This window comes from Pokkaliibacter sp. MBI-7 (assembly GCF_029846635.1).
In the GTDB taxonomy this organism is placed as follows: domain Bacteria; phylum Pseudomonadota; class Gammaproteobacteria; order Pseudomonadales; family Balneatricaceae; genus Pokkaliibacter.
The window spans coordinates 3,716,685-3,740,000 of record NZ_JARVTG010000001.1; the positions used below are offsets into that span (position 1 = coordinate 3,716,685).

Genomic DNA, 23,316 nt, shown 5'->3' on the forward strand with positions numbered 1-23,316 from the left:
AGATCAGCACATGTCCTCTTATTCTTTGTTGTAGTGCAGCAAAATTATACGGGAATACGATTCAGTGTGCCCATCGGGCATTGGGCTAATAAATCGAACAGAGCACCCAGACCGGGGAGGGTGAGTCCAGGGCTGATTTCGGCCAGCGGATAGAGCACGAAACTACGTTGGCTCATATAAGGGTGGGGAACTTGGAGACGATCAGTGCTGATTTGCTGTTGTCCGTAGAGCAGTAGGTCGAGATCCAGTGTTCTCGGCCCCCAGTGTTGAATACGCCGACGCTGATGCAGCTGTTCTATGCCTTGTAAGCTATCCAGCAGATCATGAGGTTCAAGCTGCGTACGGAGTAAGGCAACGGCATTGATGTAGTCAGGTTGGCCGGGAGGGCCAACCGGATCGGAACGATATAATCCTGAATGAGCCAGTACACAGGTAGCTGGAATGCTTGCCAGTTCGTCCAGGGCTTTACTCACTTGAGTGTGAGGTGACTCCAGATTGCTGCCAAGACCAATCCAGGCTAGTTCGGTACCATGCCAGGCATCATTCATTGGAGGGGGTCCGCTTACGTGGCCGGCGTCGACGCTTGTTGCGCGGTGGCTCACTGTAGTTTTCCTTAAGATCCTGAATCATTGAACGGCGACTGTCGTCAGTTTGTTCCTGATAACGCTCCCACCAGATGCCCAGGCCGTTAAGGTCTTCCCCACTCTCTTCTCGCAAGCGCAGGAAGTCATAGGAGGCGCGAAAGCGAGGGTGTTCCATCAGTTGGTCCGGGCGCTTGCCCTGACGACGTGGAAGCCGGAACTGCAGCTCCCAAATCTCACGCATGATACTGCTGATGCGGCGGGGAATCGCAATATGTTTTACCTGGCGATCCATAATGCGCTGCGCAGCTTCATGCATGGCAGGAATTAATGGCATGCGCTCTTCATCCTGTAAATAGCTGAGTTCTTCCAGTAAGGGTGCCCATAGTAGTACGGCATAGAGGAAGGCGGGTGTGACGGGGCGATCTTCGGCAATACGCTTGTCGGTATTGGCGAGGGCCAGCTCAATCATCATCCGGTTCTGCACAGTCTGTTCATCGTCGCCTTGCAGGCTCTGCCAGGTGTCAGGCAGCATCGGGGCGATCAGTCCGTACTGCCACATCAGTTTCCATGTGGGCAGGCCGTGACCTGAACTGAGCAGCTTGAGCACTTCGTCAAACAGACGGGCGTTTGAAACAGCAGCCAGAAGAGGCGCCAGCTCATGAATCGGGGCGGCGGTAACAGGCTCAATATCAAACCCGAGCTTGCCAGCAAAGCGGATCGCTCGCAGCATGCGAACAGGGTCTTCCCGATAACGGGCTTCGGGTTCACCGATAATGCGTACTACGCGGCTATTCAGGTCGCTAATGCCGCCATGATAGTCGTAGATACAGAAGTCTTTCGTGGTGTAGTAGAGCGCATTGATTGTGAAGTCCCGTCGCTCAACATCCTCTTCCAGCGTACCGTAGACGTTATCCCGAAGCAGCATACCGTTGGCTGCCTGACGGCTATGATCCGAGCCCTGTTCTTCCTGTTCAGCGTGGTGTGCGCGAAATGTCGCCACTTCAATGATTTCGCGACCGAACTGTACGTGAACGATCTTGAAACGACGACCGATCATGCGTGAGTTGCGAAACAGCCGGTGAACCTCTTCTGGGCTGGCATTAGTGGCGACGTCAAAATCTTTGGGATGCAGGTGCAACAACAGGTCGCGTACACCGCCACCCACGATATAGGCGTCAAAGCCAGCTTCCTGCAGGCGGTACAACACCTTCAGTGCGCTCGGGGTAATGTCTTTGCGGGAAATGGAGTGGTGATCGCGTTGAATGATGCGCGAGTCCTGAGGGACAACGGGAACTGTGTCGTGGTGAGCCGGACCTGTATTCATTACTCTGTCTGAGTTGCGAGGACGGCTTAGAAGGCGGGCGACCAGTATCGCTATGCCTGTGATGGCTGCAAAGCCAATCAGATAATACAAATCAACCTGATGTTCCATACCGCTCTTGGATTAGCAAAGGGAGTGTAATCGTGCCGTAAGCGTCTCATCTGCTGGACGACTACGAGAGTAGCGGATGATACCACCGACGGGGAAAAGGTAAAAACGGGAACTGCTACTCGAAGGAAAACTTATGCAGTGAACAGAATCTACCGCTGTTATTTTTATTCACGCGGACTCATGACATTGTTCTTATGGTTGAGAGTAACAAGAAGAACAAACAGATCGCTTTAAATATCCAGTACAACCAGTGGCTTTTGTGGAGTGGGTTGCAAGTACGTCTACCGGTTTTATTTTTATTTTTGGTTCGTTCTTATGCCTAACCCATTCCAGCCGTCAACGGTTGTTAAAAAAGCTGGATGTCTAAAGCGATCAGTTTTTTCCTGCCCCTATTTATTTTTATTTTACCGAGGCGTTCTACACGTTCCTGATCAGTTTTTATTTTTATTAGCGATCTGGAGGTGCCAGAATTTTTCTTTGCTATGTATAAAGCAGAGTCTATGCCAACTTTTCAAGTTACTGATTTTATTAGGTTTTATTTTTTTCCAAGAAGTGGAAAGAAGGAATGTGTTACCTATGGGATCATATCAAGGTAACGCGGTAACAAAGTTTGCCAGGTGTTACCTGCTTGCCATGTTACCGCCTGAAACGATCAGCGCTTGCGTGGAATGCCAAGCTTTTGGCGCTTTTCCCATAGGCACTTGCGACTGACCCCGAGTTTTTGTGCCAGCTCTGTTTCGCTCATCTTGTCCTGGTGCTCCAGCACGAAACGCAGGAAATAGTCATCCAGCGACAGATTTTCTTTGACTGCACGTGAGCTAAGTGGGCGCATCTGAGCTGGACTTGTGGAAGCAAGGCGCGCTTCGATTTGCTCCAGTTCATCGTCTTCTATCTCGATGCCCAGCAGTTCGGTGGTAATCAAGTGATCATCTACCAGAATTACCGCCCGCTCTATGGCGTTTTCCAGTTCTCTGACATTCCCGGGCCAGGGATAGTGGAGCATGGTGTCTAATGTGTCTGGCGCAAACTGCAGGCCTGATTTACCCATCCGATCGCTGGTCAAACGCAGGAATACTTCAGCAATTTCGGTAATGTCCTGACCGCGTTCACGCAATGGAGGCATACGGATTTCCATTACATACAGGCGGTAATAGAGGTCTTCCCGAAATTTGCCTTCCTTGACCATTTCCCGCAAATTGCGATGCGTTGCAGTAATCAGGCGGACGTCGACTTTCTTCGAGGTGATAGAGCCGACACGGCGTATTTCATTTTCCTGAAGTACCCGCAGCAGTCTGGCCTGCGCCTCCAGAGGCAGTTCTCCCACTTCATCCAGAAACAAGGTGCCACTGTCTGCGGCTTCAATCAGCCCACTGCGGGCTGCCACGGCGCCGGTGAACGCCCCTTTCTCATGGCCGAACAGTTCTGACTCGATCAGGCTTTCCGGAATGGCGGCACAGTTAACCGATATCATGGTTTTGTCCGCACGACGGCTGAGCTCATGAATGGCACGTGCTGCCAGCTCTTTACCTGTGCCTGACTCCCCCTGAATAAGAACGGTTGCATCGGTCCCTGCTACTTTTTCGATACGCTTGAAGAGCGTCTGCATCGGCTCGCAGGAGCCAATGATACGCGTCTTTATTTCGGAACTGCTGCGCTGCGGCGTCGTGCTGTTATTCGAAGCTGCACGCCCCGGGCGGGTCGTACGTTCTTCACGTTGACGGATGATGCGCTGAACACTGTTCAGCATTTCCTCATGGTCGAAGGGTTTGGCGATGTAATCGACTGCCCCTTCGCGCATGGCATCTACGGCAGAGCGCAGGCTGGCATAGCTCGTCATTATCAGTACCGGCGTTGCGCCAGCTTCCTTTATAAGATCGGTGCCGGGGCGCCCGGGCAGGCGCAGGTCACTGATAATAAGTTGATAATCGTCGAGATTTTTACTTAGGGCTTCGTCGACACTGCCAGTGTCGTCTACGTTGTAACTGTTGCGCTCAAGGAGTTTCTTCAGCGCCTGACGGATGATGATTTCATCTTCTACTATCAGGATACGGCGCATAATTAGCCTTCGCTCGAGGCTTCCACCGACAGGTAGCGGGGAAGCGTTAAGGTGATACAGGTGCCGGTTGATTGTTCTTGGGCATCGGCTCCATCTGAGTCCTTGGGGGCTGCAGCCGTTCTGCTTTGGACTTCGATCTTACCATAATGTTCCTCGATGATACTGTAGACGAGGGACAAGCCCAACCCTGTGCCCTTGCCCGGCTCTTTAGTGGTGAAAAAGGGTTCAAACAAGTGCTCCAGTGCATCGGCCGGGATGCCGCGACCGTGATCCTCAACCTGAACTATCACTGAAAACTCATCGGTGTAACCCCGAACTTCGATAGGGGCCCCGTCTGCAGAAGCATCTCTGGCGTTGTTGAACAGGTTGACGAATACCTGGATCAGGCGTTGCGCATCACCAGCAACCAACAACTGCGTATGGCAGTGATTTATGAAATGCAACTGGCGACCGCGATGGTCAAGGCGCACAAGGTGGATGGCTTCGCTGATGCAGTCGTTGATGTTCAACGGCTCATAGTGGCGAGGGTCGGAGTGCTGGCCGGTATGGGAGAAGGTCAGCAGTGACTGAACAATACGGCTGATGCGCTCGGTCTGCTGCACCTGTTGGCCAGCAATTTCGAGAATCTCCGGGACATCCGTTTCGTACTTGAGATTTTGTGCCAGACAGGCAATCGCGGTCACCGGATTACCTATCTCATGGGCTACGCCTGCTGCCAGTCGGCCGACGGATATGAGTCGCTCACTGTGAGCGAGACGATCATCAATCAGCTTGGTCTCGGTCTCATCCTCGAGCAGGATGACACTGTGCTCTCCTACCGGTGCTTCATCGGTTTCGGCCTGAATATCCAGGCGCTGCAAGCTGAACCAGCGGGTATGAGCCGCCCAGCTTACTTCCTGAGTGCTCTGGCGTGCCTGACCGCTGCAGATAAATTCACTGAGCAGATCCTGCCAGGGGTGAGGGAGGTCATTCAGGGTACTGCCAAGTACCTGTTCTGCACTGAGGCCGGTATAAGTCACCATGGCATTGTTCCATAGCGCGATTTCCTGATCCTCTCCCAGTGCACAGACACCAATAGGCAAGTGCAGCAGGATGTTGCGGTGAAAGCGGCGTAAGCTGTCCAGCTCTCCCGCAAGGCCAGTGAGGCGTGACTTGTACTGGCTTAGCTGGCTTTCAATGATGTGTATATCGGTTGCTTTATACAGCGTGTCATCACCCTGTGACGGAATGGAGGAGTCGAGTATTTCCTCCGCTTCGGTCGGGCCCAGCAGGCCGGACAGGTTGGTCTCCAGTCGGTCACGCAGCCATCGGAGGCTCGAAGGGCGATGATCATCCGGCTCCAGAGCCAGATCATCCATGGCCTGTAATACTTCCTTCTCGGCCGTGCGGTAGCCCAGATGGGGAGTCAGGCAAAGAATAAAGTCCTGACAGTTGGTGACCATCACCTGTTTGCCCACTGGGCTGGGCAGGGCGTTGAGAGCGCAAATCTGTGCTACCTGCTGCTCTTTGGCTGTGGCCTTGGAGTAGATGGAAATGACGCTGAAAATCAGCGTGTTGAGGGTCAGAGAGTACAGGGCCGACTGATGCCAGTTATCGGTGTACAGGCTGAGGCTGGGGGCGTCGGTGTGTCCTGTTACCAGAGGTAACAGCATGCTCACCAGCCAGTATCCCATGCCTGTAAGAAGGCCCCAGATAAATCCAAGGCGGTGTCCGCGAGGCCAGAATAGCGTGGCAAGCAGACCAGGCATGAACTGCAGAAAGGCAACGAAGGCGATTAGACCCTGCAGGTACAGCGGATAGGCCTGGCCAACAGTGCTGTAGTAAAAGTACGCCAGCCATACCACGGTTACGATCAGACTGCGTTTTGACCATAGTAACCAGCGGTAGAAATCGGTTCTGGGATTGGGCTGAAAGGTGGGTAGCAGCAGGTGGTTGAGGATCATCGCAGCGAGGGCCAGTACACTGACGATCATGATGCCACTGGATGCGGCCAGGCCGCCGACGAAAGACAGGATGGTCAGCAGAAGTTGCTGCTGTTGCAGCCCCAGATAAAGAATCATGTACTCCGGGTTACCATTGATGGCCAGTCGTATGCCTGCCCAGACAATCAGTGGAATCACCAGACACATCAGAATCAGGAAACAGGGCATCACCCAGGCTGCCTGTCGGAATGCCCGATTGTTCAGATTTTCGGTAAAGGAAATGTGGAACATATGAGGCATCACGATGACACTGGCGAAGAATGCCAGCAGCAGGGTACGCCAGGCATCATCGTTAATGGGTTGGGGCTGGGTCAGCGTGGCCAGTTTCAGCCATTCCATCAGGTCGTTCGGGCCATCAAAAATACCCCAAAGCACATAACAGGCCATGATAATCATGGCTGCCAGCTTGAGCAGGGACTTGATCGCAAGGGTGAACACCAGGCCTTCGTGCTTATCTCGAATCGAGGGGTGGCGCGCACCAAAGAGCATGGTGAACAGCGTCAGCGTAACGCAAAACACCTGCGCGACGATGGGGCCCTGCAGGCGTTGATTTAGAATGTTGACTGACTCTGCAACAGCCTGGATCTGCACGGACAGGAGAGGAATGGATGCCATCAGCATGAACAGGGTCGTCAATACGCCAGCCACCCGACTTCGGAAGCGAAAGGCCAGCAGATCTGCCAGTGAACTGAATTGATAGCTACGACACAGGCGCAGAATTGGGACAAAAATCACGGGCGCCAGAACAAAGGCCAGCGAGGCGCCAAGATAGGCTGCCAGAAAGCCAATGCCATAGGTATTGGCCAGCCCGACGGCACCATAGAATGTCCAGGCACTGGCATAGACGCCGAGCGATAGCACATAGACAAACGGATGATGCAGCCAGCGGCTGGGGATGCGCCCATTGTCTGTAGCCCAGGCCAGACCAAACAGGGCAAGTATGTAGGTGATACAGGTCAGCACCACAGCGGTGAGTGACATCAGTTCTTTCCCCAGTACGGATGGTGGAAGGTCAGTTCGGCAGGCAGGTGTTCGATCTGCCAGTGTTGCACGGCCCATGCCAGCTGCTCAGGTACGGGAGCCTGACGAAGTGCGTCAGGAAGTGGGTGATGCAGGCAGTCCAATGCGGCGCAGATCAGCTGGCTGGTGTGGCCGGTATCCAGTGGCTGGGCAAACGTTTGTTTGCTGAGTTTCTGCCCGTCGTTGTTGACGATAACCGGGATGTGAGCATGGCTGGGCTGAGGAAGCAGCAAAGCCTGCTGCAGAGATAGCTGCCAGGGGGTCGAGTCGAGCAGGTCACTCCCCCGGACGATATGAGTAATGCCCTGATCGGCATCATCCAGTACTACTGCCAGCTGATAAGCGAAGGGGCCATCCTTGCGCCTGATGACGACATCACCCAGGCTGGCGAAATCATACTCAACGGGCCCCTGTACCCGGTCGATGAAACGGCAACGTGTCTGCTCCACCTTGAGACGGATGGCGCAGGCGTTACCGGCAGCAGGAGCGTGTGTCAGGCAGTAGCGGTCATACACCTGCCCCTGGGGGCCTCGGCTCACATGCCGCTGATCCAGTTGTTTGCGTGAGCAACTGCAAGGGTAAGCCTGTTGCTGGGCCAATAAGATATCGATGGCTGTCTGATAGCGTTCATGTTGTTGATGCTGATAACGGACAGGGCCATCCCAATGTAGCTGCAGGCGCTCCAGGGTGCGTAGGATATGCGCTGCGGCACCGGGCATTTCTCTGGGCGGGTCCAGGTCTTCGATGCGTACCAGCCATAGTCCCTGATGGGCACGGGCGTCAAGATAGCTGGCAAGTGCCGCCAGTAACGAGCCGAAATGCAACAGACCGGTAGGAGAGGGGGCAAAGCGTCCGATATAGCCAGACATGGGTCGTTAGCTAGCAGATGGCGAAAGGCAGGAATTAACAGCGAGCATGTTATACATACCCTTTTTCAGTTTATCTGCAGGTAGAGGCAGAGAGTACGGGGCGGCGGGATGGAAAGAAGAAAGGCGATCATAGTGATCGCCTTTCTTCTGCGGAGGCTCAGCCCCCCATCTGTTTCTCTTTCATCTCTGCCAGCGTTTTGCAGTCAATGCAAAGCGTGGCGGTCGGACGGGCTTCCAGTCGGCGGATGCCGATTTCGATGCCGCAAGATTCGCAGTAACCATAGTCATCCTTCTCGATACGCTCCAGCGTCTCGGTGATTTTCTTGGTCAATTTGCGCTCACGGTCACGGGCACGCAGTTCAAGGCTGAACTCTTCTTCCTGACTGGCACGGTCATTGGGGTCGGCGAAGTTGTTAGCTTCTTCCTGCAGATGGTGAACGGTACGGTCGACCTCCTCCATCAGCTCTTTCTTCCAGCCCATAAGGATTTTGGTGAAGTGGGCCTTTTGGGCCTCGTTCATATATTCCTCGTCAGCCTTGGCCTGATAGGGCTGAAAGTTATTCAAAAAAGAGGAATTAGTATTCGGCATAGGACAGCCTCACTGATCACTTAGCTGTTACAGGCCGCTCAATATTTGCATGAATAAAGAGCGCCTATCGCAAAGGCGAAACAAGCTACCAGATATTATCCTGTTACTCCATAGCTAATTTGGCAATTTAGCGCTTAGTTGTAGGGTGGTGAGTCTCCTTATTGGAGGGGCGGCTGAATGCCACAGTGTGGCTCTGTGTAACGTTGGTTGGCTGGCATGTGACGGGTGAATATCTCACAATGCCCACCGCAGCTGATCCAGATAACAGAGTGTATAACCAACGCATGTTTGATGAAATTGCTCAGGAGATGCTGCGCAGAGTGGCAGCTTCCGGGTGTCTGGCGAGCAGGTTGTCGATTCGGCGAGTGAGCTTGGCAGGGCTGTAAGTAACACCTCTGTCAGGCTGAACAATGGCAGGTATAAAAGCAGTAATGACGGAGAGTAGCGTGGAGAAGCAGACGACCCCTTGGGCACAGCGAGTCGCAGATATTCAGTCTTTCAAGGTGATGGACCTGTTGCGTCGTGCCAAGGAGCTGGAGGCATCGGGGCGGGATGTGATCCATATGGAGATCGGCGAGCCCGATTTCTCTACCGCTGAGCCCATAGTGCGAGCTGGTCAGCAGGCGTTGGCAGACGGGCTGACGCAGTACACCCCGGCATTGGGAATTCAGCCGTTGCGCCAGGCTATTGCTTCTTTTTATAAGCAGCGATACGACCTTGACCTTGATCCCGCCCGTGTCGTGGTGACGCCGGGTGGATCTGGCGCTTTGTTGCTACTGTCTGCATTACTGGTTGATCCTGGCAAGACGCTGATGATGGCGGATCCTGCCTATCCCTGTAACCGCCAGTTCCTGCGTCTGGTCGAGGCGCGAGCCAAACTGGTTCCCACCGAGCCGGATAACGGTTTCTGTCTTACTCCGAATGCGGTGCGATCTGCCTGGGATGAATCCTGCGCCGGATTGTTGCTGGCCTCGCCGGCCAATCCAACAGGTGTCGTCATTCCTGAAGCGGATTTACGCGCGCTCTGTGATACCGTGCGCGAATTGGGCGGGCATCGTCTGGTGGATGAAATCTACCACGGTCTGAGCTACGGAATGGAGGCGCCCTCTGTGCTGCAGGTGGATGACGATGCTTTTGTACTTAACAGTTTCTCAAAATACTTTGGCATGACCGGCTGGCGGCTGGGCTGGGTGGTAGCACCGCAGGCTGCAGTACCGGAGCTGGAGAAGCTGGCGCAGAATCTTTATATATCTGCACCGAGCATGGCCCAGTACGCCGCACTGGCCTGTTTTGAGGCTGACACGCTGGCGATTCTGGAGCAACGCCGCGTCGCTTTCGCAGAGCGGCGCGATTATTTGCTGCCTGCTTTACGGGAGTTGGGCATGCATATCCCCTTTGCACCTCAGGGTGCCTTCTATATATACGCAGATGCCTCTGCACTGACTGATGATACATTCCGCTTCTGCTTTGATTTGCTGGAAGCAGAGGGCGTAGCGATCACCCCCGGGCTGGATTTCGGCAGTCATCATGCAGAGCGTTACATTCGCTTTGCCTACACCACGTCCATGACTAATTTGCAGCGTGCTGTGGAGCGCATCCGCCGCTTTATTGGAGGCCGTCAGGCATGAAATGGCCGAAGCCGTTGCAGCAGGGGCGACTGATTAAACGCTACAAGCGCTTTCTGGTCGATATCGTTACTGATGATGGTCGGCTGCTAACCCTGCACTGTGCGAATACCGGCTCCATGCGCAACTGCGGCAAGGAGGGGAGTAAGGTCTGGTTCTGGGACTCGGAAGACCCTAAGCGCAAACTTCCCTGTACCTGGGAGCTGGTTGAAACGGCCCCGGGTGAAGTCGCCTGTATCAACACGCAGCGTGCCAATTGTCTGGTGGAAGAAGCGGTCATTGCGGGGGACATCCCGACATTGTCCGGCTACCGACAGGTACGACGAGAAGTGAAATACGGTTATGAAAACAGCCGTATTGATTTGTTGTTACAGGACGGAGCGCAGGCAGACTGTTTTATCGAGGTCAAGAGTGTGACCTTGAAGGAAGACGGTCTGGGTTATTTCCCTGATGCGGTCAGTGTGAGGGCCAGCAAGCACCTGCGTGAGCTGGCAGCTATGGTGGAGGAAGGCAAGCGTGCAGTGATCTTCTTTTGCGTCTGTCATAGTGGCATCGACAGCGTCACTCCGGCCTGGCACATCGACCCTGATTATGCCCGGTTACTGCTACAGGTGGTTGAGCAGGGAGTCGAGGTGTTAGCCTGGCAGGTGGCCTTTAGTGAAGAAGGTATGCAGCTGCATAAGGAACTGCCGGTCTTACTGATGGCGCCCGTCAGTCGTCCAGCTCGCTAACCCATACTTGCTGCTGTGCGTCGATGCTGACCTGCAGCGGCTCTAATCCCTGCCCGACGCAGGGGCCGGCAATGCATTCGCCACTGCTGATGCTGAATAAGGCACCGTGTGTTGCACACTGAATAAATTCAGCACTGTAGTCGAGGAAGTCATCCGGTTGCCATTCCAGCGGTATGCCCCGATGCGGGCAGCGGTTCACATAGGCGTAGACTTGTTGGTTCTTGCGTACGGCAACAATGGCTGTTCCATTGTGCTGAAAACCACGGCTTTTTCCCTCGACAAGCTGCTCCAGCGGGCAGAGTAAGAACATGACGTATCTCCAGGTGACCGGTATGATGGGCGCGGTAAGGATATCGGAAGCCAAGGGTGAAATCGCGAACTCATGAGTAAGAAGCCGAACAAGAAACCAGCCGCTCGCAAGTCAGTAAAGGGAAGATCATGGTTAGGGCTGTTGATAAAGCTGATGCTGGTCGGTGTGGTCGTACTTGCCGGAGTGATGGCCTATCTCGATGCACAGATAGTCGAAAAGTTTGAAGGTAAACGCTGGGCTATCCCCGCCAAGGTGTATGCCCGCCCTCTGGAGATCTATGCCGGCCTCAGCCTGACTGACAAGCGCCTGAGTGCCGAGCTGGCGGCACTGGGCTATCGTCTGGTAGACAAGGTCGACAGTGTTGGACAGGTGCAGCGTAAAGGTGCGGGCGACTTTGTGATCTATGGCCGCAGCTTCAATTTTGCCGATGGTCGAGAGCCTGCTCAGCTCGGTGAGGTCGAGCTGGCTAATGGCCGGGTTCAGGCGCTGCGCGATGGCAAAGGTCATGACTTGCCCCTGATGCGTCTGGAGCCTCAGCTGATTGGTGGTTTCTATCCCAGTAAGAATGAAGATCGTGAGCTGGTCACACTGAAGGATGTACCGCCGCTGCTGGTCTCCACCCTGATCGCCGTCGAGGATCGTAACTTCTATTCCCACTGGGGCATTTCACTGCGTGGAATTACCCGCGCCATGCTGGCCAATATTCGCGCCGGGCGTTTTGTTCAGGGTGGCAGCACCCTGACCCAGCAACTGGTTAAGAACTTCTATCTGGATGACAACAGCCGCAGCCTGATTCGTAAGCTACGTGAGGCGCCCATGGCCCTGCTGCTGGAGATGCATTACAGCAAACAGGAGATCCTCGAGACATATCTGAATGAGGTGTACCTGGGGCAGGATGGCTCTCGTGCCATTCATGGCTTTGGTCAGGCCAGCCTGTTCTATTTCGGCCAGCCTGTAAACGAGCTGAATCCTGCGCAGATCAGTTTGCTGGTGGGGATGGTGAAAGGGCCGTCGTTATACAATCCACGACGTAATCCTAATACCGCTACCGAGCGGCGCAATGTGGTGCTGCAGGTATTGGCCGATCAGGGCATCATGCCGCAGTCCTATGCGGAGGGCTGGGCCAAGCAACCATTGGGTGTCAGTGATGTGCCGCTGCGCTCGAAAGGAGGCTATCCCGCTTTTATGCAGCTGGTCAGACAACAGCTTCAGCAGTACTACGATGCGGATACCCTGACCAGTGCCGGACTGAAAGTCTTCACTACTCTTGACCCCTATGTACAGCATACCGCCGAGCGCAGTTTGCAGGACGTCACTGCACAGCTGGATAAACGCTATGGCAAGCGTCTGGAAGGACTGGAAGGGGCCATGATTGTGACCAGCCCTAACACGGGCGAGATTCTCGCCATGGTGGGCGGGCGCGATCCACGCTTCCAGGGGTTCAACCGGGCGCTGGATGCTCACCGTCAGATTGGTTCGCTGGTCAAGCCTTCGGTCTATCTGTCGGCACTGGAGGAGTATCAGCAATATAACCTGGCGACGCCGCTGGATGATGGTCCGGTGGATATCAAGGCCGGTGATGGTACGCGCTGGAAACCACAGAACTTTGATCATCAGAGTCATGGCATGGTGCCTCTGTGGCAAGCTCTGGCAAAGTCCTACAACCAGTCTACGGCCCATCTCGGGCTGGCGGTCGGCCTGCCACGTATTGCCCAGACGTTACAGCGGCTGGGGATCACCAGTCAGATTGATGCCGTCCCTTCTTTATTACTTGGGGCTATCGATCTGACGCCTTTTGAAGTAACCCAGATGTATCAGACTATCGCCTCGCAGGGATTCTATATGCCCTTACGCGCGGTGACCGCGGTACTGGATGAGAAAGGCAAGCCGTTGCAGGAATCTTCACTGCACTTCCAGCCGAAACAGGTGGTCGATCCTCGTTTTATGGGGCTGGTCACCTATGGCATGGAACAGGTGGTGAATGAGGGAACATCACGGCAGATTCGTACCGTGCTGACCCCTGACATCTTTGCTGCCGGGAAGACCGGTACGACTAATGATCAGAAGGACAGCTGGTTTGCCGGCTTCACCGAAAACTATCTGGGTGTAGTGTGGCTGGGTAAGGACGACCCGCAACCGACTCCGCTGACGGGGGCGACGGGTGCACTGCAGGTCTGGATCGATATGATGAAGGGGCTTCAGCCTGCTGCCTGGCAACCCGCTCTGGCACCGGGCTTGAGTCAGGCCTGGGTGGACAGCAGCGGCAATCTGACGGATCAGGATTGTCCCGGAGCACGGCAGCTGCCTTTTATTCCTGGCTCAGAACCCAAGACGTTTAATAGTTGTCATTCTGCACCTGCTGCGCAGCCCGATGATGACGGGCAACAACGCAGCTGGTTTCAACGCTTGTTTGGAGGCTAATTGTGAGTACAACGATGTTTGCATCAGCGCCCAGAATAGTACGTGTGCGAGGACTGGCATTGCTGGCGTTCACAGCAATCATGGCAGGCTGTAGTTCTGTACAGACCGGACAGGTGCCAGTAGTGGACGCGACGGCCATGCCACAGCAGAGGCAGGTTCAGCAGGTTGAAAGCAGTGCGCAGTCCATGCCGCTGGATTCGTACGGTGGCGTGTCCGGTTCGGTAACGGTGGGCACGGGCGTATCCGGCAGTACTGACATGAACAGTAATTCAGGAGCTGATCTGAGTTCCGGCTCGGATCTCAGCAGCGAGATCAATAGTGATATCAACAGCGAGCAAAGTGGTGTGGGGGCTGGCGGTGCTGCAATGTCCAGCAGTGCTGGCCAGAGCAGTTTGCCCAGTACCAGCTCAATGAGCAGCTCATCACCAGCGGTACTGGCATTGCTCAGTCAATCTACCACTATGGCCAGCAGTGGTGATCTGGGGCAGGCGATCAGTCGTGCCGAGCGAGCGTTGCGTCTGGATCCTCGCGATCCCAACGTCTATCGCACCCTGATGGGGTTGTATGACAAGGCCGGTCAGCATGATCAGGCCAGAGAGATGGCCAGCCGCGGGCTCAGCGTTGCCCGCAGCGAAGCCGAGCGGTTACCGTTCAGAGCGCGTCTGGCTCAATAGCGGGCGCCTGTCGTACCAGCAGCAGGTGAACGGCCGCTACGGTACTTAACAGCAGAAAACTGGTCAGCCCCCAGAGGTTGTGGAGTAAGCCCACTTCCGGGGTGGAGAGTAACTCCAGACCAGCGAGCAGGCCGCACAGAGGGATGGCTTTGGCCATCCCTCTGCTTTTCCAGGCGACCAACAGCAGCGCCCCCGTCGTGATTACCCATAGAATAGTCTGCCACTGCAGTGCCCAGTCAAAACGACGGAACAGTTCAAAGCAGGCCATCAGCCCGAGCAGTCCTTTACCCCAAATCGCTTTCGCCCATGGGTTGGTCAGGGTGAGACTGAGTACGCCAAAGCCTATAAAACTTACCGCGACAAAATTCACCAGATTACGGCTGAGGTGCAGTGCATCCTTTACATCAGGTAACAGCCATTCGACCAGTCCTTGCGCCACAACCGCCAGATAACCCAGCATCAAGGCGGAGATAGTGGGATGTGCCGGTGCAGTCTGACGATGCCTCAACCCGATCAGCATCGTCAGTGCTACCGCCGCAATCAGCGTATTGGTAACAAGCATTGCCGTCATAGCTTGGCCATGACTCGCTCAGCAGCATCCAGAGTATGTTGCAGAGCCTGATCATCATGAGCCAGCGACATGAAGCAAGCTTCATAGAAAGCAGGGGCCAGATACACGCCTTCATTCAGCATTCCATGGAAGAAGTGGTTGAAGCGCTCTTTATCACAGGCCATCACCTCGCTGTAGCGATTGACCTGCTGCTGTTCGGTAAAGAACAGGCCGAACATGCCACCGACTTCATTCGTCAGAAAGGGAACACTCGCAGCACTGGCCCGTTCTCGCAGACCTGTCGTCAGATAGGCGGTTTTCGCGGTGATCTGCTCGTGTATGCCAGGTGCGCTTAATGCATTGAGCATGGCTAGCCCGGCGCTCATAGCGATGGGATTGCCCGACAGTGTGCCTGCCTGATATACCGGGCCAAGGGGGGCAATATGCTGCATCACTTCGCGTCGACCACCAAAAGCGCCCACAGGCATGCCGCCGCCGATAATTTTACCTAACGTGGTCAGGTCGGGTTGGATGTTGTAGTGCTGCTGAGCACCGCCCAGAGCGACACGGAAGCCTGTCATGACTTCGTCGAAGATTAAGAGGCTGCCGTATTGGTCACAGACGTTACGCAGGCCTTCCAGAAAGCCGGGAACGGGTGGGATGCAGTTCATGTTGCCAGCGACGGGCTCGACAATAATGCAGGCGATCTGATCACCGACCTCGCTGAAGGCCTGATGCACAGAATCCATATCGTTGTAATTGAGCGTAATGGTGTGCTCTGCCAAGGCAGCGGGCACGCCGGGCGAGTTAGGAATCCCCAGTGTCAGTGCACCGGAGCCCGCCTTGACCAGAAGCGAGTCAGAGTGGCCATGATAGCAGCCTTCAAATTTGACGATCTTGTCCCGGCCCGTAAAGCCGCGAGCGAGACGGATCGCGCTCATGGTTGCTTCGGTACCAGAGTTGACCATGCGTACCATATCCATTGAAGGGACGAGTTCACATACTTTACGTGCCATTTCCACTTCAATAGCAGTGGGGGCGCCGAAGCTCAGGCCCAGTTCGATGCTTTCCTTGACGGCTGCGAGGATGTCCGGATGGTTATGGCCTAGCAACATCGGACCCCAGGAGCCTACATAATCCACGTAGGCCTTATCATCCACATCGTACAGATAGGCGCCCTGGGCTTTTTTGAAGAAAACCGGTGTGCCGCCGACGGCCTTGAATGCACGCACGGGCGAGTTTACGCCGCCGGGGATATAACGTTGAGCTTCGTTGAACAGGCTTTCTGATCGGTTCATTGGGAGTGTTTCTCGTCAGATAGTAGAAGAGTGTGCACGTTGTGCAGTGGTTTCGGGCATTGGGTTACAGGGCTGGACAATGCCGGTTAGCAGATCTCTGCACCACTAGTATTGTTTGATTGACTGAAATCCAACCTGAGTGGTGTTAATCCACTCATCATTGATCACGCAATGGTTGCCGGCAGGCCAGATAGGAGCGGCAATGCTCGGCGATATTCTGTCTGGCAAAAATATCGTTGATCACGGCTAGCCAGTCTGCCCCCTGCTGCCACAGTTCCGGGGCGCGTTGAAGCGTAATGCCGCCGATAGCGACCACAGGTAACTGCAATGACTGCTGAGCCTGTTTTAGGAGTGACAGAGGCGCTGGCCTGGCGTTGGGTTTGCTGCTTGAGGGGTAGAATGCGCCAAAGGCGACGTAATCTGCCCCCTGCTGTTGTGCTTCCACGGCGAGTGACAGCTGGTCGTGGCAGGTGATGCCGATGATGGCTTGACTGCCCAGTTCCCGACGAGCGATTACCAGCTGCTCATCCTGCTGACCCAAGTGAACGCCGTGAGCGCCGATGTCTGCAGCCAGTCGCCAGTCGTCATTGATCAGCAGGCAGGCCCCGACACTGTGGCAGAGGCTCAGTAGTGCTTGTGCCTGTTGGCGCCGCTTTACATAATCACTGCTCTTGTCCCGGTACTGAATAAGTGTACAACCGCCTTGCAGTACATCTTCGACTTCCTGTTCCAGACTTGTGCCAGACAGACAGCGGGAATCGGTGATGGCGTACAGGCCGCCTTGGGTAAGTGAAAAGGTCATAAAAGAGTCTGCTGATTGTTCATATAGCTTGTCAGGTCGTCACGAGTGAAAGCACCAACAATATTACCGCTCCAGCCCGTAACGTAGAGAGCTTCCGCGCCGCTCTGATTGAACAGGTCCAATGCTTCTTTGAGAGTTGACTGAATAGCGATGGCCTTGACGTCCTTACGGATGGCGGGAATGGCAAGCAGGTTAATCGTATCTTCTTCCTGGGTAGGGGCATGTTCCGCCAGAACAAAAGCGCGTAGGTCGTTGGTAGCAAGCAGGCAGACGGGTACATCGTCCCGACTGATCAGATACCAGGGACCGTTGTGATCCAGCATGCTGTGAGCCAGTTCCGGCGACACCTTGTAAGGATACAGTGGGACACCACGGCGCATGATCGCAGCGACGCTTTCTCGACTGAGTGCCTGTGATACCGGCGTTTGGCGCTGGGCCTGATTGGAAGACAGGAGCAGTGACCAGAACAGCGACTTCTGTTTAAAAACGTAGGTGCAGGTCAGATTGGCTACGACGATGGCCAGCATACCGGGAAAGATGATATTGGAGTTGTGAGTCAGCTCCAGTAGTGCAGTTAGCGCAGCCAGCGGTGCCTGAAGGGTCGCACCCATCATCGATCCCATACCAAGCATCGCATAGAAACCGATCGCACCTACTGGTTGATGGCTACCAACGTTGGCGATAACGCCCAAGGCCCCGCCCGCTGCTGCCCCCACAAACAGAATGGGACCAATACAGCCCATCGGCATGCCCATGCCAAAGCAGAATGCTGTGGCCACCAGCTTGACAACGGTGATGATCAGCAGGGTGGAAAGTAATAAATGGGGCTGCAGAATATCGCTGATCGTATCGTAACCAATTCCCATCACCTGAGGAGCAACGATACCCGCTATACCTGCTACAGCTCCCGCACAGAAAAGGCGTGCGCTGAGAGGCCAGTGATGTAAGTGCTGGCATAGGGTAACGATCTTGCAAAAGGCGGCAGCCAGTGCTCCCAGTACGACACCCAGCAGCATGATGAAGGGTAGTTCAGTCAAAGACCGGTACTGTAGCTCAGGTACTATAAAAGCGACATCGCTACTGAAGAGTAAGTAATTCATCACTGCTGCAGTGACCGATGCAATCATCACCGGTAGAAAACCGTTGACGGTATATTCCATCAGCACCACTTCCATCGCGAATAGCACGCCCGCTAAAGGAGTATTGAACGAGGCAGATATGGCGGCAGCCACACCACAACCGACCATCAGCCGCATGGTGTTGTTGGGCACTTTTATGCGCTGCCCCAGCTGGCTGCAGATGGCCGCACCCAGATGGACTGCGGGACCCTCTCTGCCCCCGGGCATGCCTGAAATAATGGCAATAGAGCCGGTGATGAACTGGATGATGGCATTTCGGCCATGCAGATAACCCTGATGGAAGTTAAGACGCTCGAGCACGTAGACCACGCCCACTCGTCGGCGAGAAGGGGGAAAGGGGAGAAGGATAAGTGCAATAACGCCAGCTCCCAGTAGAGGGAACAGGCCTCTTAATAAGCAGGGGAGTTGCTCAAACGCTTCAGGGTCACCTAGTAACCACTCCAATGGAAGTTCAATGGCAAAGCGGAAAATGACCATCACAAATCCGGTAGCCAAACCAGAGAGCAAGCCAAGTAGTGCTAACTGTGGAAGGGCGCCTGTGTGTGCCAGGCGGCCACGGAAGTGGTTAAGGGTAAAGACATCCTTCAGCATGTAAGGCCCATTTTTTTGATGGGAGATCGCTCCTGATCCATGCAGACGTCTTTTTTCTTGATTATCAGACCCTTATGATTGGCATGGTTCATGGTTGAGCGGGCTGGAAATACTATTACGGGTGAGGCAGGTATTTTAGGCTTAACTGGCAGAATCGTTGTAGAACTTTCTGGCGCTTATGCTGTAAAACAAGGTTGTTGGACAGCATACAATCTTCAACGACTTGGGCTGGGGTTGTACTCAGCTTGATTGAGCAGACGGGTAGTACGGAGGCTTGGTGTTGTTTTTGTGGTGCCTGTTTGTTTTGATCAGGTATTTGTTCTGTTATGAAATAACTTTATCCCAAAGCCGAGCTGTGCGTCGGAGAGGGATTATAGTAAAGTAATACCCTACTTAATTACTTGGTTTTATATGGAGTGCCTGGTGCATGTTTGAAGAAGCTCTGGATGCGCCCATCAGTATCACTGAAAATGCGACACGCAAGGTCAGAAGCCTCATTGAAGAAGAGGAAAATCCTAACCTGAAGCTTCGTGTTTTCGTAACAGGCGGCGGATGTTCTGGTTTTTCCTACGGATTCACGTTTGATGAGGCAGTAGCCGAAGACGATACCATCGTGGAACGTGATGGGGTGACAATGGTGGTTGATCCACTCAGCTTTCAGTATCTGTCGGGGGCGACGGTTGACTATAAAGAGGGGCTGCAGGGCTCGCAGTTCAGTGTCAATAATCCGAATGCATCTACTACATGTGGATGTGGTTCAAGCTTCAGTATCTGACGTTTCTGGGCAATGAAATAGGCTCGTGCGTGAACAAGTGCTCCAGATGCATCATAAAAAATCCCGTCCAGCTCGAGTTGGATGGGATTTTTTTATCTCATAACATGGTGTCAGGGTGGGTAAATGGCACCCAGAATGCGTGGTGCAAGTGCGCCTGTAACGGCTGATAAGCTACCCGTTTTTCCATTCACGCGCTGCTTTGCTAGCCAGGCAAAAGCAGTGGCTTCTACCCAGTGAGGCGCCAGGCCAATCTCATCTGTTGTAGCAACGTGCCATCCAGACAAGCGCTGCGCCAGGCGCTTCAACAGCTCAGAGTTAAAGGCGCCCCCACCACAAATGTACAGTTCTCCATTATGGGTGTTTGGATAAGCATTGATTGCCTGGCTTATACTAATGGCCGTTAAACTGCAGAGTGTACTTTGTACTGTAGCTGTATCGAGATGACCATAATCTGAAAGTTGATCCATTAACCAGCCAGCATTGAAGAGTTCTCTGCCCGTGCTTTTGGGGGCGGCCATGGCAAAGTAGGGCGTCTGTAGCATGGTTGTTAACAATTGCTCGTCCGGCTCTGCACTGGCTGCCCAGTCACCGTTTTTGTCATAGCGTTTTTGCTGGTGCTTGTTGCACCAGTAATCCATCAGTACGTTACCTGGTCCTGTATCAAAGCCGACTATGTCTCGTTGCTGTAAGAGAGTGATGTTGGCGATACCGCCAATATTGACCACACATCTTACTTTGTCATCAACATGGAAAAGGTGGTGATGAAACGCTGGTACCAACGGTGCGCCTTGCCCACCTGCAGCTATATCTCTGCGGCGAAAGTCACTTACAACAGATATCCCTGTGAGCTCTGCCAGAGTGTTTGGGTCACCTATCTGCAGCGTAAACGCATGAGGAGGATTGGGTTGATGCCTTATGGTTTGTCCGTGGCAGCCAATGGCATTGATCTGATGTTTTTCCACTCCAGCCGAAGAAATGAGTTCATTTACACAGTCTGCGTATAAGCGAGCAAGCTGCACATCGAGTTGGCCGAGGCGGTTGATTTCATCGTGATCAGGTTGGCAGAGTGACAAAACGTTAGCTCTCAACTCCTCAGGATAAGGGCGGTGGTGAAAGGCAACTGTGCGAAGTGGCGTAGTTGCAAAGTCGACCAGCACGGCATCAACGCCATCCATGCTGGTCCCGGACATGACTCCAATGAAAAGTAGTGGTGTGTTGTTTTCGCCCATTACTTCAGTGCAACTTGTAGTGATGTCTTCCCATTCATGGCTGCAATTATCTGTTTTGCACGAGAAGCAAAGCGAGCCTTTTCCTTGCCGGTTAGACTATCAGACTTCGGAAGTGCAACGGTCATGGGATTCATGTGAGTTCCACCAAGGCGTACCTCGTAGTGCACATGTGGGCCGGTAGATAAACCGCTGGTGCCAATATAGCCAATAACCTGACCGCGCTTGACTTTGTCTCCCAAGGACAAGCTAGGGGCAAAGCCTTTCATGTGAGCATAAAGGGTGCTGATCTTATTGCTGTGCGCCAGCACAACAACATTGCCGTAGCCGCCCTTGCGACCAACAAAAATAACCTTTCCATAACCTGTGGCGTGAATAGGGGTGCCGTAAGGTGCCGCCAGATCCACGCCTTCATGTGAGCGCCAGATATGAAGTTTTGGGTGGTAGCGGCGAGGACTGAAGGGTGAGGATATGCGTGCCCCGGCTACAGGACTGCGATCAAAGGCTTTCTGTTTGCCTTCCCCATTCTGGTCAAAATATTGTGCTTCTCCGTCATCATCGTCCATGTTGCGGATAGCATAGTAAGCTTGGCCTTTGTTGGTATAACGCGCAGCAATAATGTCGCCCAGCCCTACCCGCTTCCCATTGATGTACTTTTCTTCATAAATGAGGGTAAAGGTATCGCCTTTGCGTACATCCGTTCGGAAGTCAACATCGTTTGTGAAAAGGGTAGACATGTTGGCAATGAGGCGATAGGGAATGCCTGCAGCCTTCGATGCATTAAATAACGTGTCCTTGACAGTCATGGACACCATCTTGTGTCTGACCTCAGTTGGCAGCACGTCTTCGCTTAATTCATAGCCTTTGTCGGTTTTTGAGACGGTTAATGTACTATACGCACCGTCTTTATACTTGATCTGATCTATCTCGCCATCTTTCCCTTTGAATGCAAAAGCATCACCCGGATGCATACGGCGGAAAGGGCGTTCTTTCTTGAAGGCGTTATCGACCTCAATGGCTTGGCCGACGCTATATCCTGCTTTTTGAAAGACGGAGGTAAGGTTATCGCCAGACTCTACCGTTACCTTTACCCAGCCGTCATTGGGTACAGGGTCATCTTTATCGTGTTCTTTTATTGCCTGCTGCTCTTCTGTGTCTTCGGATGCCAGAGCGTCCTGCTCTTCTTTGCTGAGCATTTGTTTCTGAAGAGTATCGTCATCCAGGGCGTTGGCCTCATCGGAATAGTCTTCTGGCGTGTCGAGTGATGAAGTGCTGTCGCCATCGCTGTTGTCGTCAGGTGTGTTGTCGCCACTATCCTGCTGATTGAACAGGTTCATGCTGATAACTGGCTTGCTTGACTCATCCCCTTCTGCAGGAGTTAAAGGAAGCGAGCTCAGGTTGGTCGCAGAGTCGGAGTTCACCAAAGGAGGCTTCGGTGGTGTTAATTCCAAGCGCAAAGCCAGAGAACGTTGCTCACTTTCTGGTGAGCGGGTGGCAGAAACCTTTTCTGAAGGAATAAAAATTAAAGCGCCGACAACTGTGCCAAGTAGGAAAATAGCTGCAACGTGCAACTTGGGAAGGCGTCCCAACATACTTCAGATACCCATGTAAAGTTATGCTTGAAAAAACTGACTATGTAAAAAAGCGACAGTATAAAAACTGTGAACAAAAATATCATCAAAGTTATATAGGTTGAACCATTTTTATGATGGTTTTCTTTCCCCTTGACAGGGCAAAGGGTTAGAATTCGCGGCCAAGCCAGAATGCTGTAATTGACAACTAGGCAGCCCTGTGAGTAAGGAATAGAGAGACAATGAGTAACGCGCTGATTCAAGAACTAAAGGCCAGAGGACTGATCGCTCAGATGACGGCAGAGGCTGAGCTAGAAGAGCATCTGTCAAGTGGCGTGCGCGTTCTATATTGCGGCTTTGATCCTACCGCAGACAGTCTCCATCTTGGCCATCTTGTGCCTTTACTGATGCTTAAACGATTCCAGCAGTACGGCCATCGTCCTGTCGCTCTGGTGGGGGGGGCTACTGGAATGATCGGCGACCCCAGTTTTAAAGCTCAAGAGCGCCAACTGAACTCCACAGAAATTGTTCAGCAATGGAGTAATAGCCTCAAGGCCCAGATTAGTCGTTTTATCGACTTCAATGACAAAGACGGTGCGATACTGGTCAACAATTATGATTGGACCGCGAATGTTGATGTTCTTAGCTTTCTGCGAGATATAGGTAAGCACTTCACTGTAAATAAGATGATTGCCAAAGAGTCAGTGCGTCAGCGCATTGAGCGAGAAGACTCGGGTATTTCCTTTACAGAGTTTACCTATCAGATTCTGCAGTCCTACGATTTTCAGCAGTTGAACAAAATGTATGGCTGCAGCCTGCAAATCGGCGGTTCCGATCAGTGGGGGAACATCACTGGTGGTATTGATCTGACACGTAGAATGAATGGTGCCCAGGCGTACGGGCTGACCCTGCCTTTGATCACTAAGTCGGATGGAACTAAATTTGGTAAGACCGAGGGGGGGGCAGTTTGGCTGGATGCAAAGAAAACCTCTCCTTATGCCTTCTATCAATTCTGGTTACAGACGCCAGATGCCGATGTGTACCGATTCCTCAAGTTCTTCACTTTCCTTT

19 protein-coding genes (1 of these 19 cut by a window edge) are annotated in these 23,316 nt (G+C 53.5%); 6 read left to right on the forward strand and 13 right to left on the reverse strand.

Annotation, left to right across the window (positions count from 1 at the left end; translation table 11 throughout):
• Nucleotides 1–44: 44 nt before the first annotated feature.
• The 6 genes from folK to dksA all read right to left on the reverse strand — a co-directional run bounded on the left by folK (nt 45) and on the right by dksA (nt 8,532).
• The gene (gene folK, locus QCD60_RS16475) at nt 45–548 is read right to left on the reverse strand and encodes a 2-amino-4-hydroxy-6-hydroxymethyldihydropteridine diphosphokinase (protein WP_279787148.1); all 504 of its coding nucleotides are present in this window, start codon (nt 546–548) and stop codon (nt 45–47) included.
• Nucleotides 541–1,908: a polynucleotide adenylyltransferase PcnB gene (gene pcnB / locus QCD60_RS16480; RefSeq protein WP_279787150.1), complete on the reverse strand. Its 1,368-nt coding sequence runs from the start codon at nt 1,906–1,908 to the stop codon at nt 541–543. Before pcnB ends, folK begins: the two co-directional genes overlap by 8 nt.
• Before the next feature lie 760 nt (nt 1,909–2,668).
• Nucleotides 2,669–4,072 carry a sigma-54 dependent transcriptional regulator gene (locus QCD60_RS16485; protein ID WP_279787151.1) on the reverse strand — a complete coding sequence of 468 codons (1,404 nt, stop codon included), beginning with the start codon at nt 4,070–4,072 and terminating at the stop codon, nt 2,669–2,671.
• Between the two features lie 2 nt (nt 4,073–4,074).
• Entirely contained in the window at nt 4,075–7,035 is a 2,961-nt protein-coding gene (locus QCD60_RS16490; protein WP_279787153.1) for an ATP-binding protein, read from the reverse strand.
• Nucleotides 7,035–7,943, reverse strand: coding sequence for a tRNA glutamyl-Q(34) synthetase GluQRS (gene gluQRS / locus QCD60_RS16495; protein WP_279787155.1), 909 nt, complete (start codon nt 7,941–7,943; stop codon nt 7,035–7,037). Before gluQRS ends, QCD60_RS16490 begins: the two co-directional genes overlap by 1 nt.
• Before the next feature lie 157 nt (nt 7,944–8,100).
• Nucleotides 8,101–8,532 carry an RNA polymerase-binding protein DksA gene (dksA, locus tag QCD60_RS16500; protein ID WP_104151774.1) on the reverse strand — a complete coding sequence of 144 codons (432 nt, stop codon included), beginning with the start codon at nt 8,530–8,532 and terminating at the stop codon, nt 8,101–8,103.
• A 446-nt stretch (nt 8,533–8,978) separates the two neighbouring features.
• Between dksA and QCD60_RS16505 the strand changes: the two genes are divergently transcribed.
• Together QCD60_RS16505 and sfsA are read left to right on the forward strand one after the other, a co-directional pair.
• Complete coding sequence (locus tag QCD60_RS16505) at nt 8,979–10,160, forward strand: pyridoxal phosphate-dependent aminotransferase (RefSeq protein ID WP_279787157.1); 1,182 nt, start codon at nt 8,979–8,981, stop codon at nt 10,158–10,160.
• Nucleotides 10,157–10,888 (forward strand): DNA/RNA nuclease SfsA, encoded by a 732-nt coding sequence (gene sfsA / locus QCD60_RS16510; protein ID WP_279787159.1) that lies wholly within the window; start codon nt 10,157–10,159, stop codon nt 10,886–10,888. The genes QCD60_RS16505 and sfsA overlap by 4 nt, the downstream gene beginning before the upstream one ends.
• Here the strand turns inward: sfsA and QCD60_RS16515 are convergent.
• Nucleotides 10,869–11,198: a Rieske (2Fe-2S) protein gene (locus QCD60_RS16515; protein ID WP_279787161.1), complete on the reverse strand. Its 330-nt coding sequence runs from the start codon at nt 11,196–11,198 to the stop codon at nt 10,869–10,871. The two genes, sfsA and QCD60_RS16515, sit on opposite strands and share 20 nt — an antisense overlap.
• Before the next feature lie 141 nt (nt 11,199–11,339).
• Between QCD60_RS16515 and mrcB the strand changes: the two genes are divergently transcribed.
• Together mrcB and QCD60_RS16525 are read left to right on the forward strand one after the other, a co-directional pair.
• Nucleotides 11,340–13,619, forward strand: coding sequence for a penicillin-binding protein 1B (mrcB, locus tag QCD60_RS16520; RefSeq protein ID WP_279787162.1), 2,280 nt, complete (start codon nt 11,340–11,342; stop codon nt 13,617–13,619).
• A 2-nt stretch (nt 13,620–13,621) separates the two neighbouring features.
• The gene (locus QCD60_RS16525) at nt 13,622–14,293 is read left to right on the forward strand and encodes a tetratricopeptide repeat protein (RefSeq protein WP_279787164.1); all 672 of its coding nucleotides are present in this window, start codon (nt 13,622–13,624) and stop codon (nt 14,291–14,293) included.
• Here the strand turns inward: QCD60_RS16525 and QCD60_RS16530 are convergent.
• The 4 genes from QCD60_RS16530 to QCD60_RS16545 all read right to left on the reverse strand — a co-directional run bounded on the left by QCD60_RS16530 (nt 14,271) and on the right by QCD60_RS16545 (nt 18,673).
• Nucleotides 14,271–14,864 (reverse strand): hypothetical protein, encoded by a 594-nt coding sequence (locus QCD60_RS16530; protein ID WP_279787166.1) that lies wholly within the window; start codon nt 14,862–14,864, stop codon nt 14,271–14,273. The genes QCD60_RS16525 and QCD60_RS16530 overlap by 23 nt on opposite strands.
• Entirely contained in the window at nt 14,861–16,141 is a 1,281-nt protein-coding gene (gene hemL, locus QCD60_RS16535) for a glutamate-1-semialdehyde 2,1-aminomutase (RefSeq protein WP_279787168.1), read from the reverse strand. Before hemL ends, QCD60_RS16530 begins: the two co-directional genes overlap by 4 nt.
• A gap of 157 nt (nt 16,142–16,298) precedes the next feature.
• A complete protein-coding gene (gene thiE, locus QCD60_RS16540) occupies nt 16,299–16,943 on the reverse strand; it encodes a thiamine phosphate synthase (protein ID WP_279787170.1) in 645 nt (214 codons plus the stop codon).
• A complete protein-coding gene (locus tag QCD60_RS16545) occupies nt 16,940–18,673 on the reverse strand; it encodes a chloride channel protein (RefSeq protein WP_279787172.1) in 1,734 nt (577 codons plus the stop codon). Before QCD60_RS16545 ends, thiE begins: the two co-directional genes overlap by 4 nt.
• Nucleotides 18,674–19,100: 427 nt before the next feature.
• Here QCD60_RS16545 and erpA point away from each other — a divergent pair, with 427 nt between their 5' ends.
• Nucleotides 19,101–19,448 (forward strand): iron-sulfur cluster insertion protein ErpA, encoded by a 348-nt coding sequence (gene erpA / locus QCD60_RS16550; protein WP_104151765.1) that lies wholly within the window; start codon nt 19,101–19,103, stop codon nt 19,446–19,448.
• A 110-nt stretch (nt 19,449–19,558) separates the two neighbouring features.
• Here the strand turns inward: erpA and QCD60_RS16555 are convergent, their stop codons facing one another.
• Nucleotides 19,559–20,677, reverse strand: coding sequence for an anhydro-N-acetylmuramic acid kinase (locus QCD60_RS16555; RefSeq protein ID WP_279787176.1), 1,119 nt, complete (start codon nt 20,675–20,677; stop codon nt 19,559–19,561).
• Entirely contained in the window at nt 20,677–22,266 is a 1,590-nt protein-coding gene (locus tag QCD60_RS16560; RefSeq protein WP_279787179.1) for a peptidoglycan DD-metalloendopeptidase family protein, read from the reverse strand. Before QCD60_RS16560 ends, QCD60_RS16555 begins: the two co-directional genes overlap by 1 nt.
• A gap of 221 nt (nt 22,267–22,487) precedes the next feature.
• Here QCD60_RS16560 and tyrS point away from each other — a divergent pair, with 221 nt between their 5' ends.
• Nucleotides 22,488–23,316 carry the 5' portion of a tyrosine--tRNA ligase gene (gene tyrS / locus QCD60_RS16565; RefSeq protein WP_279787181.1) on the forward strand. Its footprint extends 464 nt past the window's final position, so only the first 829 of its 1,293 coding nucleotides appear in the window; it begins with the start codon at nt 22,488–22,490; its stop codon lies beyond the right edge, outside the window.

What these genes read in the sequence shown, in the direction of transcription:
- folK (WP_279787148.1), bottom strand. Translation starts at nt 548, where the DNA reads ATGAATGATGCCTGGCATGGTACCGAACTAGCCTGGATTGGTCTTGGC.
- pcnB (WP_279787150.1), bottom strand. Translation starts at nt 1,908, where the DNA reads ATGAATACAGGTCCGGCTCACCACGACACAGTTCCCGTTGTCCCTCAG.
- QCD60_RS16485 (WP_279787151.1), bottom strand. Translation starts at nt 4,072, where the DNA reads ATGCGCCGTATCCTGATAGTAGAAGATGAAATCATCATCCGTCAGGCG.
- QCD60_RS16490 (WP_279787153.1), bottom strand. Translation starts at nt 7,035, where the DNA reads ATGTCACTCACCGCTGTGGTGCTGACCTGTATCACCTACATACTTGCC.
- gluQRS (WP_279787155.1), bottom strand. Translation starts at nt 7,943, where the DNA reads ATGTCTGGCTATATCGGACGCTTTGCCCCCTCTCCTACCGGTCTGTTG.
- dksA (WP_104151774.1), bottom strand. Translation starts at nt 8,532, where the DNA reads ATGCCGAATACTAATTCCTCTTTTTTGAATAACTTTCAGCCCTATCAG.
- sfsA (WP_279787159.1), top strand. Translation starts at nt 10,157, where the DNA reads ATGAAATGGCCGAAGCCGTTGCAGCAGGGGCGACTGATTAAACGCTAC.
- QCD60_RS16515 (WP_279787161.1), bottom strand. Translation starts at nt 11,198, where the DNA reads ATGTTCTTACTCTGCCCGCTGGAGCAGCTTGTCGAGGGAAAAAGCCGT.
- QCD60_RS16530 (WP_279787166.1), bottom strand. Translation starts at nt 14,864, where the DNA reads ATGACGGCAATGCTTGTTACCAATACGCTGATTGCGGCGGTAGCACTG.
- hemL (WP_279787168.1), bottom strand. Translation starts at nt 16,141, where the DNA reads ATGAACCGATCAGAAAGCCTGTTCAACGAAGCTCAACGTTATATCCCC.
- thiE (WP_279787170.1), bottom strand. Translation starts at nt 16,943, where the DNA reads ATGACCTTTTCACTTACCCAAGGCGGCCTGTACGCCATCACCGATTCC.
- QCD60_RS16545 (WP_279787172.1), bottom strand. Translation starts at nt 18,673, where the DNA reads ATGCTGAAGGATGTCTTTACCCTTAACCACTTCCGTGGCCGCCTGGCA.
- erpA (WP_104151765.1), top strand. Translation starts at nt 19,101, where the DNA reads ATGTTTGAAGAAGCTCTGGATGCGCCCATCAGTATCACTGAAAATGCG.
- QCD60_RS16555 (WP_279787176.1), bottom strand. Translation starts at nt 20,677, where the DNA reads ATGGGCGAAAACAACACACCACTACTTTTCATTGGAGTCATGTCCGGG.
- QCD60_RS16560 (WP_279787179.1), bottom strand. Translation starts at nt 22,266, where the DNA reads ATGTTGGGACGCCTTCCCAAGTTGCACGTTGCAGCTATTTTCCTACTT.